Origin of the sequence: Pseudomonas sp. BN414 (assembly GCF_029871275.1) — a bacterium.
In the GTDB taxonomy this organism is placed as follows: Bacteria; Pseudomonadota; Gammaproteobacteria; order Pseudomonadales; family Pseudomonadaceae; genus Metapseudomonas; species Metapseudomonas resinovorans_C.
Genome location: NZ_SSOL01000070.1, coordinates 119,011 through 134,239 on the forward strand (window position 1 = coordinate 119,011; position 15,229 = coordinate 134,239).

11 protein-coding genes are annotated in these 15,229 nt (G+C 64.1%); 1 reads left to right on the forward strand and 10 read right to left on the reverse strand.

Annotated elements, in window-relative coordinates:
• Window positions 1-16: 16 nt before the first annotated feature.
• From garD to E8E95_RS17880, 9 genes are all read right to left on the reverse strand, one after another.
• Window positions 17-1,573 (reverse strand): galactarate dehydratase, encoded by a 1,557-nt coding sequence (garD, locus tag E8E95_RS17840; RefSeq protein ID WP_280352382.1) that lies wholly within the window; start codon window positions 1,571-1,573, stop codon window positions 17-19.
• Between the two features lie 177 nt (window positions 1,574-1,750).
• A complete protein-coding gene (gudD, locus tag E8E95_RS17845; RefSeq protein ID WP_280352384.1) occupies window positions 1,751-3,097 on the reverse strand; it encodes a glucarate dehydratase in 1,347 nt (448 codons plus the stop codon).
• 19 nt (window positions 3,098-3,116) lie between these two features.
• The gene (locus tag E8E95_RS17850; protein WP_280352386.1) at window positions 3,117-4,493 is read right to left on the reverse strand and encodes an MFS transporter; all 1,377 of its coding nucleotides are present in this window, start codon (window positions 4,491-4,493) and stop codon (window positions 3,117-3,119) included.
• An 89-nt stretch (window positions 4,494-4,582) separates the two neighbouring features.
• Window positions 4,583-5,854, reverse strand: a complete 1,272-nt coding sequence (locus E8E95_RS17855) for a glucarate dehydratase family protein (protein WP_280352388.1) — start codon at window positions 5,852-5,854, stop codon at window positions 4,583-4,585.
• Window positions 5,855-5,944: 90 nt separating this feature from the next.
• Entirely contained in the window at window positions 5,945-7,387 is a 1,443-nt protein-coding gene (locus E8E95_RS17860; RefSeq protein WP_280352390.1) for an aldehyde dehydrogenase family protein, read from the reverse strand.
• Between the two features lie 21 nt (window positions 7,388-7,408).
• Entirely contained in the window at window positions 7,409-8,320 is a 912-nt protein-coding gene (kdgD, locus tag E8E95_RS17865; protein ID WP_280352392.1) for a 5-dehydro-4-deoxyglucarate dehydratase, read from the reverse strand.
• A 494-nt stretch (window positions 8,321-8,814) separates the two neighbouring features.
• Entirely contained in the window at window positions 8,815-9,564 is a 750-nt protein-coding gene (locus tag E8E95_RS17870) for a FadR/GntR family transcriptional regulator (RefSeq protein WP_280352395.1), read from the reverse strand.
• A 145-nt stretch (window positions 9,565-9,709) separates the two neighbouring features.
• Complete coding sequence (locus tag E8E95_RS17875) at window positions 9,710-10,195, reverse strand: single-stranded DNA-binding protein (protein ID WP_044872677.1); 486 nt, start codon at window positions 10,193-10,195, stop codon at window positions 9,710-9,712.
• Between the two features lie 9 nt (window positions 10,196-10,204).
• On the reverse strand, window positions 10,205-11,599 hold the full coding sequence (locus tag E8E95_RS17880) for an MFS transporter (RefSeq protein ID WP_280352397.1): 1,395 nt from the start codon (window positions 11,597-11,599) through the stop codon (window positions 10,205-10,207).
• Window positions 11,600-11,782: 183 nt separating this feature from the next.
• On the opposite strand from E8E95_RS17880, the gene uvrA reads away from it, so the two are divergent.
• Window positions 11,783-14,617, forward strand: coding sequence for an excinuclease ABC subunit UvrA (uvrA, locus tag E8E95_RS17885; RefSeq protein ID WP_280352400.1), 2,835 nt, complete (start codon window positions 11,783-11,785; stop codon window positions 14,615-14,617).
• Window positions 14,618-14,826: 209 nt separating this feature from the next.
• Here uvrA and rplQ read toward each other — a convergent pair whose 3' ends face one another.
• Window positions 14,827-15,216: a 50S ribosomal protein L17 gene (gene rplQ, locus E8E95_RS17890; protein WP_077525974.1), complete on the reverse strand. Its 390-nt coding sequence runs from the start codon at window positions 15,214-15,216 to the stop codon at window positions 14,827-14,829.
• Window positions 15,217-15,229 lie beyond the last annotated feature (13 nt).

The following is a 15,229-nucleotide window of genomic DNA, read 5'->3' on the forward strand; positions in this document are numbered from 1 at the left end:
CGAATGATTTGCCGACTCAGGTTACGGGAGCAGGATTGAACAGCGTCAGATCGTTGTGCAGCCGATGCTTCTCCGCCCAGGTGTGTTCCTTGCCGCTGGCCACATCCAGGTAGTAGCGGAACAGTTCCCAGCCCATTTCTTCCAGGGTCACGCGCCCGGACGTGATGCGCCCGGCATCGACGTCGATCAGGTCAGGCCAGCGTTCGGCCAGTTGGGTACGGGTCGAGACCTTGATCACCGGCACCATGGACAGCCCATAAGGCGTGCCGCGACCGGTGGTGAACACGTGCAGATTCATGCCCGCCGCCAATTGCAGGGTGCCGCAGACGAAGTCGCTGGCCGGGGTCGCACAATACTGCAGGCCCTTGCCGCGCACGCGCTCACCCGGCGCGACGACGCCGGCGATGGCGCTGTTGCCGGATTTGGCGATGGAGCCCATGGCCTTTTCGACGATGTTGTTCAGACCGCCCTTCTTGTTGCCGGGTGTGGTGTTGGCGCTGCGATCAGCCATGCCACGGGCCAGGTAGCGGTCGTACCACTCCATCTCGCGCACCAGCGCCTGGGCCACTTCGGGAGTCGCCGCGCGCGGGGTGAGCAGGTGGATGCCGTCGCGTACTTCGGTGTTCTCCGAGAACATCACGGTGGCGCCGGCACGCACCAGCAGGTCGGAGGCGACGCCCAGGGCGGGGTTGGCGGTGACGCCGGAGAAGGCATCGCTGCCGCCGCACTGCATGCCCAGCACCAGCTCCGAGGCCGGGCAGGTTTCCCGGCGGCGCTGGTCGAGAATCTTCAGGCGGTCTTCGATCATGCCCATGATCTGCTCGACCATTCCGGCAAAGCCGCTGGCGGAATCCTGCAGGCGGAACAGCCAGGCTTCCTCATCCTGCCCGGCGGTGAGTTCATCACCGGGCATCAGTTGCTCGGCCTGCAGCTTCTCGCAGCCGAGGCCGATCACCAGCGCCTGACCGCCCAGGTTAGGGTTGCGCGCGATGTTATGCAGGGTGCGGATCGGGATGACCGCATCCGGTGCGTTGATCGCCACACCGCAGCCGTAGCTGTGGGTCAGGGCGATCACGTCGTCGACATTCGGGTACTTCGGCAGGATTTCCTTGCGCACGCGCTCGACGCAGTGGTCCAGCACTCCGGTGACGCACTGCACCGTGGTGGTGACGCCAAGGATGTTGCGGGTGCCAACGCTGCCGTCCGGGTTGCGGAAGCCTTCGAAGGTGTAGCCAGGAAGCTCAGCCATCGGCGGCGGTACGGCGGTGGCCATGGGCAGGTGGTCCAGACCCGGGGCTTCGGGAATGCTCAGCAGTTCCTCGCGCACCCAACTGCCACGGGGAATCTCACGCAGCGCATGGCCGATGACGGTGCCGTAGCGCAGCACGGCGCCACCGGCGGGGATGTCGACCAGGGTGACCTTGTGGCTCTGGGGAATGGCTTCACGGGTGACCAGGCCATCGGGGAACTGACCGCCTTCGGCCACGCCCTGCTCGTTGATGACGATGGCGACGTTGTCATCCGGGTGCAGGCGCACATGGCGGGGAGAGTCCTGGTGTTGGATCAACTGCATGGCTGACTCCGTTGTTGTTCTGGTTTCACGGCGGTGAACGATGCGTAGGGTGGATCACGCTTCACCGATCCACCATCGGAGGTGGGATCGGCGGCGATGGTGGATATGAAGAGCGATATCCACCCTACATTTGTGGGAGCGAATTCATTCGCGATTGAAATTGCTCCCACATCCCGGCTAGCGCACCAGGCAGGGACGCTTGTTGTCGAAGCCCCAGTTCGGCACCAGGTACTGCATGGCGATGGCGTCGTCCCGCGCGCCCAGGCCCTTGGCCTTGTAGAGCGCGTGGGCCTTGGCCAGTTCGTCCATATCCAGTTCGACACCCAGGCCCGGCTTTTGTGGCACCGCGACCTTGCCGCCCTTGATGCGCAGGGGTTCCTTGGTCAGGCGCTGGCCGTCCTGCCAGATCCAGTGGGTGTCGATGGCGGTGACTTTGCCCGGCGCCGCCGCGGCGACATGGGTGAACATCGCCAGGGAGATGTCGAAATGGTTGTTGGAGTGCGAGCCCCAGGTCAGCCCCCAGTCGTTGCACATCTGCGCCACCCGAACCGATCCCTGCATGGTCCAGAAGTGCGGATCGGCCAGCGGGATATCCACAGACTGCAGGGAGATGGCATGGCCCATCTGGCGCCAGTCGGTGGCGATCATGTTGGTGGCGGTGGGCAGGCCGGTGGCACGGCGGAACTCGGCCATCACCTCGCGGCCGGAGTAGCCGTTCTCGGCGCCGCACGGGTCCTCGGCGTAAGCCAGCACGTGGTGCTGGTCGCGGCACAGGGCGATGGCCTGCTTCAGCGACCAGGCGCCGTTCGGGTCGAGGGTGATGCGCGCTTCGGGGAAGCGCTCGGCCAGCGCGGTTACCGCTTCGATTTCCTCTTCACCGCGCAGCACGCCGCCCTTGAGCTTGAAGTCGTTGAAGCCGTAGCGGGCATGGGCCGCCTCGGCCAGGCGCACCACCGTTTCCGGGGTCAGCGCCTCCTCGTTGCGTAGGCGGAACCAGGCGTCGTCGGCATCGGCTTCGCTGCGATAGTCGAGGTCGGTCTTGTTGCGGTCGCCGACGTAGAACAGGTAGCCGAGCATCTCTACTTCGTCGCGCTGCTGGCCTTCACCGAGCAGGGCCGCCACCGGCACTTCCAGGTGCTGACCGAGCAGGTCGAGTAGTGCGGACTCCAGCGCGGTGACCGCATGGATGGCAATGCGCAGGTCGAAGGTCTGCAGGCCGCGGCCGCCGGAGTCGCGGTCGGCGAAGGCCTGGCGCACCTGGTTGAGCAGGCTCTGGTAGTTGCCGATGGACTGCCCCACCAGCAAGGCGCGGGCATCCTCCAGGGTCTGGCGAATGGCTTCGCCGCCGGGCACTTCGCCTACGCCGACGTGGCCGGCGTTGTCCTTGAGGATCACCACGTTGCGGGTGAAGTACGGGCCATGGGCGCCGCTGAGGTTGAGCAGCATGCTGTCCTGGCCGGCCACGGGCACCACCTGCAGTTCGGTGATGCGCGGCGCGCCCTGGTGAAGATTCTGTTGAGTCATTGCCTTGTCCTTCTACGAATTAACGGGCCGGAGTCGCGGCAGGCGCTTCGGTAGCGGCTGCCGGACCCTCGGCGTCAGTCTTTGCACCCTTGAGCTCTACGCGCTTGATCTCGCCGACGATGAACAGGTAGCTGAACGCCGCCATGAAGGCGTTGACGCCCACGAACACCAGGGCCCACTTGAAGGAGCCGGTGGCGGCGATGATGTAGCCGATGACGATGGGCGTGGTGATCGAAGACAGGTTGCCGCAGGTGTTGAAAATGCCCCCGGACAGGCCGGCGATCTGCTTGGGCGAGGTGTCCGACATCACTGCCCAGCCGAGGGCGCCGATGCCTTTACCGAAGAAGGCCAGGGCCATGAAGCCCACGACCATCCAGTCAGCATCTACGTAGTTGCAGAGGATCATGCTCATCGACAACAGCATCCCGCAGACGATCGGCGTCTTGCGCGCCACGCTGAGGGAATGGCCGCGACGCAGCATCCAGTCGGACAGCACGCCACCCAGCACGCCGCCGATGAAGCCGCAGATGGCCGGCAAGGAGGCGATGATGCCGGCCTTGAGAATGGTCATGCCGCGCTCCTGCACCAGGTACACCGGGAACCAGGTGAGGAAGAAGTAGGTGATGGCGTTGATGCAGAACTGGCCCAGGTAGATACCGGCCATCATGCGGCTTCCCACCAGCTGCTTGATGTGCTCCCACTTCGGCCCGTTGCCCGGCAGCTTGCGGTTCTGATCCATGTCCACCAGAGCGCCGTTGGCGGCGATGTGGTCGATCTCGGCCTTGTTGGCCAGCGGGTGTTCCTTCGGGTTGAAGATGAACTTCAGCCAGACCGCGGAGAACAGGATGCCGATCACCCCCATGACGATGAACACGTGCTCCCAGCCGAAGCTGTGGACGATCCAGCCCATCAGCGGGGCGAAGAGCACCGTGGCGAAGTACTGGGCGGAGTTGAATACGGCCGATGCAGTACCGCGCTCGGCCGTGGGGAACCAGGCCGCGACGATGCGCGCATTACCGGGGAAGGACGGCGCCTCGGCGAAGCCCACCAGGAAGCGCAGCATGAACAGCGTGACGACGGTCCAGGCTACCGGCAGCGTATCCACGAAGCCCTGCATGAGGGTGAACAACGACCAGGTGAAGATGCTCACTGCGTAGACGCGCTTGGAGCCAAAGCGGTCGAGCAGCCAGCCGCCGGGGATCTGGCCGAGCACATAGGCCCAGCCGAAAGCGGAGAAGATGTAGCCGAGCATGACGGCGTCGATGCCGAGCTCTTTCTGCATGGTGGAACCGGCGATGGAAATGGTCGCGCGGTCGGCATAGTTGATCGTGGTCACCAGGAACAGCATGAACAGGACCAGGTAACGCACACGGGTTTGTTTCAGTACTTCGCCCATGGTTCTTCTCTCTGAATTGTTCTTGTCGAAGAGCCCGCGCGGGTTTGCCGCGCGAGTGTCATGTTGCATTCCGCAGGCAGCGGACGGGGTCAGAACCTCGGCTTCCTGATTGTCCAGGCCGGGTCGTATTTGCGCATCTGCCGCGCGTCGTCACGACTTCGGATGTCGATGGAGAGGTATTGCTCGTGGAGCTTGGCCAACTGATCCTGATCCAATTCCACGCCCAGGCCCGGTTTACGGGTGATCCGTACACAACCATCCTGGATCGGCAGCTTGCCGCCCTTGATGACCTCCTCGTCCTCCTCCTGCCACGGGTAATGCGTATCGCAGGCGTAGGTGAGATTGGGCACGGATGCCGCCACGTGGGCCATGGCCATGAGGCTGATGCCGAGGTGCGAGTTGGAGTGCATCGACAGGCCAAGTCCGAAGGTGTCGCACATCCGCGCCAGCGCCTGGGTGTCACGCAGGCCACCCCAGTAGTGGTGGTCAGCAAGGACGATCTGCACGCTGTTCAGAGCCACGCTGCGACGGAACTCGTCGAAGTCCGTGACCACCATGTTGGTGGCCAGCTGCATGCCGGTGCGCTCATGCAGTTCGGCCATGCCGTCGAGGCCGGGGGTCGGGTCTTCGTAATACTGCAAGTCGTCGCCCAGCAGCTCGGCCATGCGCAGCGCGGTTTCCAGCGACCAGTTGCCGTTCGGGTCGATACGCAGCGGGTGATCGGGGAAGGCCTTTTTCAGCGCCTTGATGCAAGCCACTTCATGCTCGGGCGGCAGAGCTCCGGCCTTCAGCTTGATGCTCTTGAAACCGTGGGCTTCGATCATCCGTGCGGCCTGGGCAACGATCTGCTCCTCGCTGAGGGCTTCGCCCCAGGAGTCCGGCGCGTAGGGCGCGTCGATGTGCTTGGCGTACTTGAAGAAGAGGTAGGCGCTGAAGGGTACTTCGGTACGAATGGCACCGCCCAGCAGGTCCACCAAGGGCAGGTTCAGCGAGCGTGCCTGCAGATCGAGGAAGGCGACCTCGAAAGCGGAATAGGCGTTGGCCACCTGCTTGCTGGGATGGGAACCCGGTGCGAGTTCCGCACCGGCTTCGGCCGGTCCGAGGCGGGCCACGGTCTGGATGACGCGGGCACGCAGGCCGTTGAGGTCGAAGGCGTCCAGCCCGACCAGGCTGTCCTGCATGGCCTGCAGTACCGCCAGGACCGGCGCGTCGCCGTAGCTCTCACCCAGGCCGATGTAGCCGTTGTCGCTCTCCACCTCGATGATCGAGCGCAACGCAAAGGGTTCGTGGATACCGCTGGCATTGAGCAGCGGCGCATCGCGGAAGGCGATGGGGGTAACTCTGACTCGTTTGATCTTCACGAGCATTTCCTACCTGTGCTTGTTGTTGTACCGGTAGTCCCTGTTCAAGCGCGGGGCAGCCCCTGCCCCGCGTGCATCTGACGCGTCGATTCAGCTTCCGATGTAGGTGGTCTTCACCGTGGTGTAGAACTCCTGGGCGTAGCGACCCTGTTCGCGCGGGCCGTAGGACGAGCCTTTGCGGCCACCGAATGGCACGTGGTAATCCACCCCGGCAGTGGGGAGATTGACCATGACCATCCCAGCCTGGGCGTGGCGCTTGAAGTGATTGGCGTATTTGAGCGACGTGGTGGCGATACCGGCGGACAGGCCGAACTCGGTGTCGTTGGCCAGCGCCAGCGCCTCTTCGTAGCTGGCCACGCGGATCACGTTGGCCACCGGGCCGAAGATCTCCTCGCGGCTGATGCGCATGTCCGCTTCACTGTCGGCGAACAGCGCCGGCGCCATGAAATAGCCTTCGGTTTCGCAACGGACCCGCTCGCCGCCCGCCACCAGGCGCGCACCTTCGGCACGACCGATGTCGATGTAGCTCAAGTCCTGTTCCAACTGCGCCTGGGACACCACCGGACCGACGTCGATGCCGGTCTGCAGGGCATGGCCGACGCGGATGGCACGCATGCGCTCGGCCATGGCCTCGACGAAGTGGTCGTGAATGCCGGCGGTAACGATCAGGCGGCTGCTGGCAGTGCAGCGCTGGCCGGTGGAGTAGAAAGCGCTCTGCACGGCGAGTTCGACGGCGGTATTCAGGTCCGCGTCGTCGAGGATCACCTGCGGGTTCTTGCCGCCCATCTCCAGCTGCACCTTGGCACCACGGGCGACGCAGGCAGCGGCGATGCTGCGACCGACACCCACCGAGCCGGTGAAGCTGATGCCATCGACACGCTTGTCGTTGACCATGGCCTCGCCGACTACACGGCCGCTGCCCATCACCAGGTTGAACACCCCGGCGGGGAAGCCGGCGCGGGAGATGATCTCGGCCAGGGCCCAGGCGCTGCCCGGAACCAGGTCAGCCGGCTTGAACACCACACAGTTGCCGTAGGCCAGCGCCGGGGCGATCTTCCAGGCCGGGATGGCGATGGGGAAGTTCCAAGGGGTAATCAGACCGATCACGCCCAGGGGCTCGCGGGTGACCTCCACCGAAACGCCGGGGCGCACCGAGGGAACGACTTCCCCGGCCAGGCGCAGGCATTCGCCGGCGAAGAACTTGAAGATATTGCCGGCGCGAGTCACCTCGCCGATGGCCTCGGGCAGGGTCTTGCCCTCTTCCCGCGCCAGCAGGGTCCCCAGCTCCTCGCGGCGGGCGAGGATTTCGCTGGCGACCTTGTCGAGGGCATCGTGGCGAGCCTGGATGCCGGAGACCGACCAGGATGGGAAGGCCACGCGGGCCGCCTCGATGGCCTGGGCCACCTGGGCGGCGTCGGCCTGGGCGAATTCGCCCAGGCAGTCGGAAAGGTCGGAGGGGTTGATGTTGCGCGAGCAGCCGCTGCCAGCCACCCATTCCCCGCCTATGTAGTTGTCGAAGCGTTTCTCAGTCACGAGCCTTCTCCTGGTTGCAGATCACTGCGGGCCCTGGGCGTCGATCAGCGCGGCAAGGCGCTCGTACTCGTCGGGCAGCAGGTCGGTCAGCGGAGCGCGGACCGGACCGGCGTCGTAACCCGCAATACGCGCACCAGCCTTGACGATGCTGACGGCATAGCCAGCGCGGCGATTGCGGATGTCCAGGTAGGGCAGGAAGAAGTCGTCGATCAGCTTGCCCACAGTTTCGTGGTCGTCGGCGGCGACCGCCTTGTAGAAGTCCATCGCAGTCTTCGGGATGAAGTTGAAGACGGCAGAGGAGTACACCGGAACGCCCAGCGCCTTGTAGGCCGCGGCATAAACCTCGGCAGTAGGCAGGCCGCCCAGGTAGCTGAAGCGGTCACCGAGGCGGCGGCGGATGGAAACCATCAGCTCGATGTCGCCCAGGCCGTCCTTGTAGCCGATCAGGTTCGGGCAGCGCTCGGCCAGTTGCTCCAGCAGCGCCGGGGTCAGGCGGCAGACGTTGCGGTTGTAGACCACCACGCCGATGTTCACCGACTTGCAGACCTGCTCGACGTGGGCGGCTACGCCTTCCTGGCTGGCTTCGGTCAGATAGTGCGGCAGCAGCAGCAGGCCCTTGGCGCCGAGGCGTTCGGCTTCCTGGGCGTACTGGATGGCCACGCGGGTCGGGCCACCTACGCCAGCGAGGATCGGCACGCTGCCGGCACAGGTGTCGACGGCGGTCTTGATGATGGAGGAGTACTCATCCGGCGCCAGGGAGAAGAATTCGCCGGTACCGCCCGCGGCGAAGAGCGCCGAGGCACCGTAGGGAGCCAGCCATTCCAGGCGACGGGCATAGCTTGCGGCGTTGAAGTTGCCGGCAGCGTCGAAGTCGGTGACGGGGAAGGACAGCAGCCCGGAGGAGAGGATGGACTTGAGTTCTTGTGGATTCATTATTCGAGCACCCTGCGAAGCGGTTTGAGTAAGACCGGGGTAAACCGGCCTGAGAGATACGTTATCGTACAACTAAAGATACTGCCAATCGCCGTTCATCCTTCTGTGCGCTCATCGCCCGCTATCACGGCATGACACGCCCTACCCGCTTTCCATGCCTGGCAACCGCTCTAATTCAGCGCGACTGCCTTTGAGCCAGACGGATCTGGATGAATCAATGACTGGGCACATCCTGTGGCCAAGCGATTCGGCCCTGCGGCTGTCCGAATCAGTTGTACGACAACATATAACATCAAATCTTGTAGGACAACTCCCCCGAGCGGAAAAATTGTGCCCTTTCCCGAGCACACGACGGACTGTAGGTTGCGCTGTGCGCACCACCGCTGGATCAGCGGCGCGAAACGTCCAGCCACCGGTGCGCGTGGCGGACCCTACCTTCGACGCCCAAATAAAAAGGGCCGCTTGATGCGGCCCTTGCTCTGCGCGAAATGTCCTCAGCCCTGCCGGGCCTTCTCCGCTTCTTCGTGCGCCTGGCGCAGGCGCTCGCGACTGTTGGTCAGGTGCAAGCGCATGGCCGCTCGGGCCGCGTCGCTGTCCTGCCGGGCGATGGCTTCGTAGATGTCCTCGTGCTCGCGACTCAGGCGAGCGAGGTAGTGCTCCCGGTCATCATGGGCGATACGCGCCGAATTGAGCCGCGTCCGCGGAATGATGCTGGTGCCCAGGTGGGTCATGATGTCGGTGAAATAGCGATTCCCCGTGGCCAGGGCGATCTGCAGGTGGAACTGGAAGTCCGAGGCCACCGCATCAGTGCCGTGGGCGGCCTTGAGGAAGGTGTCCAGCGCTTCGCGCATCGCCGCCAGTTGCTCGGGAGTACGGCGCTGGGCGGCCAGCCCGGCGGATTCCACTTCCAGGCTGATGCGCAGTTCGAGGATGGCCATGACATCGCGCAGGGTGACGATGGTCGCCGGGTCGATGCGGAACCCCATGGGGCTCGGCGTATCCAGCACGAAGGTGCCGATGCCGTGACGGGTCTCCACCAGTCCCGACGCCTGCAGCCGCGAAATAGCCTCGCGCACCACGGTGCGGCTGACTCCCTGGGCCTCCATGATGGCGGACTCGGTGGGCAGCTTTTCGCCCCGCTTGATCACGCCATTCTGGATCTGTTGGGAGAGCTCGTTCACCAACTCCTGCGCCAGGCTGCGGTGCTTGCGGCGCGGACGTGGCAAGGTGCTTGGGTTGTCCATTGCGAAGGTTGGTCCGGTGAAAACTGAGGGCCCATCATAGCCCAGCGAGTTGTACGATGACACTCATCTGCCGTAAGCAGGGTCAGAAACGAAAAAGGCGCAGCCCGAGGGCTGCGCCTTTGTCATTCCGCTTACGCGATTCGACTCAGAAGGGGATGTCGTCGTCGAAGCTGTCGTAGTCCGGAGCCGGCTGGGCGGCGGGCTGCGGAGCCGGGCGCTGTTGCGGGGCGGACTGCTGCGGTTCGCGCTGCGGGCGCGGAGCACGCGGGGCGTCGCCTTCGCTGCCAGGACGGCCGCCGAGCAGTTGCATCTGGCCGTTGATGTCGACCACGATCTCGGTGGTGTAGCGCTTCACGCCGTCTTTTTCCCACTCGCGGGTGCGCAGGGAACCTTCGACGTAGACTTGCGAGCCCTTGCGCAGGTATTCGCCGGCGATTTCGGCGAGACGGCCAAAGAACACCACGCGGTGCCATTCGGTACGTTCCTGCTGCTGGCCGGTCTGCTTGTCCTTCCAGGACTCGCTGGTGGCCAGGGTGACGTTGGTCACCGCGTTGCCGTTGGGCAGGTAGCGGGTTTCCGGATCACCACCGACGTTACCAACCAGAATGACTTTGTTAACCCCACGGGCCATGACGTTCTCCTAGGCTTCAGCACGTTCCGGGGCCGACTCGATCAGGCGCTCCAGGGACGTGCGGTCCAGTTTTTCAGAATCCACTTTGATGTAGATGGCCTCCTCTTCGGCCACCACGACGGCATCTGCCACTCCGGGCAGAGCCAGCAAACGCGCAACCAGCCCGGTATCGGCCACGGCCGCTGCACTGAGCGGCAGGCGCAGGCTGGTTACGTACGGAGGTTCACGCATAGTAACAGCAATGGCCAGCCAAATCGCACAGACCACCGCACAACCGACGAACACGGTAGACAGGCCGCCATGCTGGAACAACCAGCCGCCGAGAATGCCGCCTACGGCCGCGCCGAGGAACTGGCTGGTGGAGTAAACCCCCATCGCCGTGCCCTTCCCGCCTGCCGGAGCGACCTTGCTGATCAGCGACGGGAGCGAGGCTTCCAGGAGGTTGAACGCAGTGAAGAAAATGATGGTGCCGAAGACGAGCGCGCGAAGGCTCTGGCCGAACTGCCAGAAGAACAGCTCGCAGGCACACAGCACCGCGACCGCGCCCACCAGCACACGTTTCATCTGGCGCTTTTTCTCGCCGTAGATGATGAAGGGGACCATGCCGAAGAAGCCCACCAGCAGCGCGGTGAGGTAAACCCACCAGTGCTCTTCCTTGGGCAGGCCAGCCTTCTCCACCAGCGCCAGCGGCAACGCGACGAAGCTGGCCATGAGGACGGCGTGCAGGGCGAGGATGCCGAAATCCAGGCGCAGCAGGTCAGGATGTTTCAAGGTCGGCAGCAGCGCCTGGCGCGCCACGCCAGATTCACGATGCTGCAGCGGATGAGCGGCACGCGGCACCATGGTGGCGACGATCACGATCCCGAACAGCGCCATGATGGCGGTCGCCCAGAACAGGCCGGAAAGGCCGAACGCGCGAGTCAGCAGCGGGCCGACCACCATGGCAACGGCGAAGGACACCCCGATGCTCATGCCGATCATGGCCATCGCCTTGGTGCGGTGCTGCTCGCGGGTGAGGTCGGAGAGCAAGGCCATGACAGCTGCAGAGATGGCCCCAGCGCCCTGCAGCACCCGACCGGCAATCACGCCCCAGATGGAATCCGCGTTGGCTGCCAGGACGGCGCCGGCGGCAAAGATCAGCAGGCCGATGTAGATCACCGGAAGGCGGCCGATACGGTCGGAGATGACGCCGAAGGGAATCTGCAGTACGGCCTGGGTCAGGCCGTAGGCACCGATGGCGAGGCCGATCAGGGCCGGTGTGGCGCCGGGGAGGTCCTGGCCGTAGGTGGCCAGCACTGGCAATACCATGAACATGCCGAGCATGCGGAAGGCGAACACCAGGGCCAGGCCGCTGGCCGCGCGCGTTTCGCTGCCGCTCATGCGTTCAGAGTGGGAATCGTGCATAGGTGCCTCAAGGGAGAACGATCGGGGCCTGCGTCATGCGCCCCTTGCCCGGCTGCGGCCGGAGCCCGAAAAATGCCGCGCATTCTAGCAGTCCCGGCCGTTTCCGTGACAGCCGTGACGCTTTGCCGCTCAGCCGTGGCGGGCCGTATAATCGGCGGTTTCCGACCGCCAAGTGAGGCCGTTGTGGACAAGATCCTGATCCGTGGGGCGCGTACCCATAACCTGAAGAACGTCGACCTCACCCTCCCCCGCGACAAGCTGATCGTGATTACCGGTCTGTCCGGCTCCGGCAAGTCGTCGCTGGCTTTCGACACGCTCTACGCTGAGGGCCAGCGCCGTTACGTGGAGTCCCTGTCGGCCTACGCCCGGCAATTCCTGTCGATGATGGAAAAGCCCGATGTGGACACCATCGAGGGCCTATCGCCGGCGATTTCCATCGAGCAGAAGTCCACTTCCCACAACCCGCGCTCCACCGTCGGCACCATCACCGAGATCTACGACTACCTGCGCCTGCTCTACGCCCGTGTAGGCATGCCGCGTTGCCCGGATCACGATGTACCGCTGGAAGCCCAGACCGTCAGCCAGATGGTCGACCAGGTGCTGGCCCTGCCCGAAGGCCGCAAGCTGATGCTCCTGGCGCCGGTGATCCGCGAGCGCAAGGGTGAGCACCTGGCGGTGTTCGAGGAGCTGCGTGCCCAGGGTTTCGTCCGCGCCCGGGTGGACGGCAGGCTCTACGAGCTCGATGAACTACCCAAGCTGGACAAGCAGAAGAAGCACTCCGTCGATGTGGTGGTGGACCGTTTCAAGGTCCGCGGCGACCTGCAGCAACGTCTTGCCGAGTCGTTCGAGACAGCGATCAACCTCGCTGACGGCATCGCCCTGATTGCGCCCATGGATGACGAAGAAGGCGAGGAGATCATCTTCTCCGCTCGTTTCGCCTGTCCCCATTGCGGCCACTCCATCAGCGAGCTGGAACCCAAGCTGTTTTCCTTCAACAATCCGGCCGGGGCCTGCCCGACCTGCGACGGCCTGGGGGTCAAGCAGTTCTTCGACGCCAAGCGTCTGGTGAATGGCGAGCTGACACTGGCCGAAGGCGCGATACGCGGATGGGACCGGCGCAACGTCTATTACTTCCAGATGCTCGGGTCGCTGGCCTCGCACTATGGCTTCAGCCTGGAAAAACCCTTCGACGACCTGTCTGCCGAGCACCAGAAGGCGATCCTGTTTGGCAGCGGTCGCGAGGACGTGGACTTCCGCTACCTCAACGACCGCGGTGACATCGTCAAGCGTTCGCATCCGTTCGAGGGGATCATCCCCAACCTGGAGCGCCGCTACCGCGAAACCGAATCGGCCACCGTGCGCGAGGAGCTGGCGAAGTTTCTCAGCACCCAACCCTGCCCCGACTGTCGCGGCACTCGTCTGCGCCGTGAAGCGCGCCATGTATGGGTCGGCGACAAGACCCTGCCAGCAGTGACCGGCCTACCGGTAGGCGATGCGGCGGATTACTTCGGCGGGCTCAGCCTCACCGGTCGGCGCGGCGAAATCGCCGAGAAGATCCTCAAGGAAATCCGCGAGCGCCTGCAGTTTTTGGTCAACGTCGGCCTCGACTATCTGACCCTCGACCGCAGCGCCGACACGCTGTCCGGTGGCGAAGCTCAGCGCATCCGCCTGGCCAGCCAGATCGGGGCCGGCCTGGTGGGGGTGATGTACATCCTCGACGAGCCCTCCATCGGCCTGCACCAACGCGACAACGAACGCCTGCTGGCGACCCTCACCCACCTGCGTAACCTGGGTAACACGGTGATCGTGGTCGAGCACGACGAGGACGCCATCCGTCTCGCCGACTATGTCGTGGACATCGGCCCCGGCGCTGGCGTGCATGGCGGCCAGATCGTCGCAGAAGGCACTCCGGACGAGGTCATGGCTCATCCGAACTCGCTCACCGGCAAGTACCTGTCCGGCCGCGTGAAGATCGAAGTACCGGTCGAACGCACCCCGCGCGACAAGAAGAAGTCCCTCAAGCTCAAAGGCGCCAGCGGCAACAACCTCCAGCAGGTGAATCTGGAAATTCCGGTGGGCCTCCTGACCTGTGTCACTGGTGTGTCCGGCTCGGGCAAATCGACCCTGATCAACAACACCCTGTTCCCGATCACCGCCACCGCACTCAACGGTGCCACTTCGCTGGAAGCATCCGCGCACGAGAGCTTCGATGGCCTCCAGCACCTGGACAAGGTGGTGGACATCGATCAAAGCCCGATTGGACGCACACCCCGCTCCAATCCGGCGACTTACACCGGCCTGTTCACGCCCATCCGCGAACTGTTTTCCGGCGTGCCGGAATCCCGCTCCCGTGGCTACGGTCCGGGGCGCTTCTCCTTCAACGTGAAAGGTGGCCGCTGCGAGGCCTGCCAGGGCGATGGCGTGATCAAGGTGGAAATGCACTTCCTGCCGGACATCTACGTGCCCTGTGACGTGTGCAAGGGCAAGCGCTACAACCGCGAGACCCTGGAGATCCGCTACAAGGGCAAGAGCATCCACGAAGTGCTGGAGATGACCATCGAAGAGGCTCGAGAGTTCTTCGACGCGGTGCCGGCCATTGCCCGCAAGCTCCAGACCCTGATGGACGTCGGTCTGTCGTACATCCGCCTGGGCCAATCAGCCACCACCCTTTCCGGCGGTGAAGCACAGCGGGTGAAGCTATCGCGCGAACTATCCAAGCGCGACACCGGGAAGACGCTGTACATCCTCGATGAACCCACCACAGGCTTGCACTTTGCCGATATCCAGCAGCTGCTGGACGTCCTGCACCGCCTGCGCGACCACGGCAATACGGTGGTTGTGATCGAGCACAACCTCGACGTGATCAAGACGGCCGACTGGCTGGTGGACCTCGGCCCGGAAGGCGGTTCCAAAGGTGGCCAGATCATCGCGACCGGTACCCCGGAGGAGGTCGCCGACATGACCCAATCCCACACCGGACGATTCCTCAAGCCGTTGCTGGAACGCGATCGAGCCTGATTCTCTGAGTCGCACAACAAAAAGGCCGGGCAGCGATGCCCGGCCTTTTTTGTGTCCGCGAGATGTGATCTACCTGCTGCTATCCAGCGCGACCGCTGGAGCCGTAATCCGAATGCGCCTGGTCAAGAGCGCAGCATCGAAAGAGGCATCAGGATTCGCAGACATAAAAAAACCGGGCACTAGGCCCGGTTTTTCATGCAACGACCGACTTACTCGGCAGCAGCTTCGACTTCACCAGCGACCGGACGGTCAACCAGCTCGACGTAAGCCATGGGAGCGTTGTCGCCAGCGCGGAAACCGCACTTCAGGATACGCAGGTAGCCGCCCTGACGGTTGGCATAGCGCTTACCCAGATCGTTGAACAGTTTGCCTACGGCAGATTTCGAACGGGTACGGTCGAAAGCCAGACGACGGTTGGCAACGCTGTCTTCCTTGGCCAGGGTGATCAGCGGCTCGGCAACGCGGCGCAGTTCCTTGGCTTTCGGCAGGGTGGTTTTGATCAGTTCGTGCTCGAACAGCGACACCGCCATGTTCTGGAACATGGCCTTGCGGTGTGCGCTGGTGCGGCTGAGGTGACGGCCACTTTTACGATGACGCATGGTTCAATTCCTT

Coding starts and splice junctions, on each gene's coding strand:
- garD (WP_280352382.1), bottom strand. CDS start 1,573: ATGCAGTTGATCCAACACCAGGACTCTCCCCGCCATGTGCGCCTGCAC.
- gudD (WP_280352384.1), bottom strand. CDS start 3,097: ATGACTCAACAGAATCTTCACCAGGGCGCGCCGCGCATCACCGAACTG.
- E8E95_RS17850 (WP_280352386.1), bottom strand. CDS start 4,493: ATGGGCGAAGTACTGAAACAAACCCGTGTGCGTTACCTGGTCCTGTTC.
- kdgD (WP_280352392.1), bottom strand. CDS start 8,320: ATGAATCCACAAGAACTCAAGTCCATCCTCTCCTCCGGGCTGCTGTCC.
- E8E95_RS17870 (WP_280352395.1), bottom strand. CDS start 9,564: ATGGACAACCCAAGCACCTTGCCACGTCCGCGCCGCAAGCACCGCAGC.
- E8E95_RS17875 (WP_044872677.1), bottom strand. CDS start 10,195: ATGGCCCGTGGGGTTAACAAAGTCATTCTGGTTGGTAACGTCGGTGGT.
- E8E95_RS17880 (WP_280352397.1), bottom strand. CDS start 11,599: ATGCACGATTCCCACTCTGAACGCATGAGCGGCAGCGAAACGCGCGCG.
- rplQ (WP_077525974.1), bottom strand. CDS start 15,216: ATGCGTCATCGTAAAAGTGGCCGTCACCTCAGCCGCACCAGCGCACAC.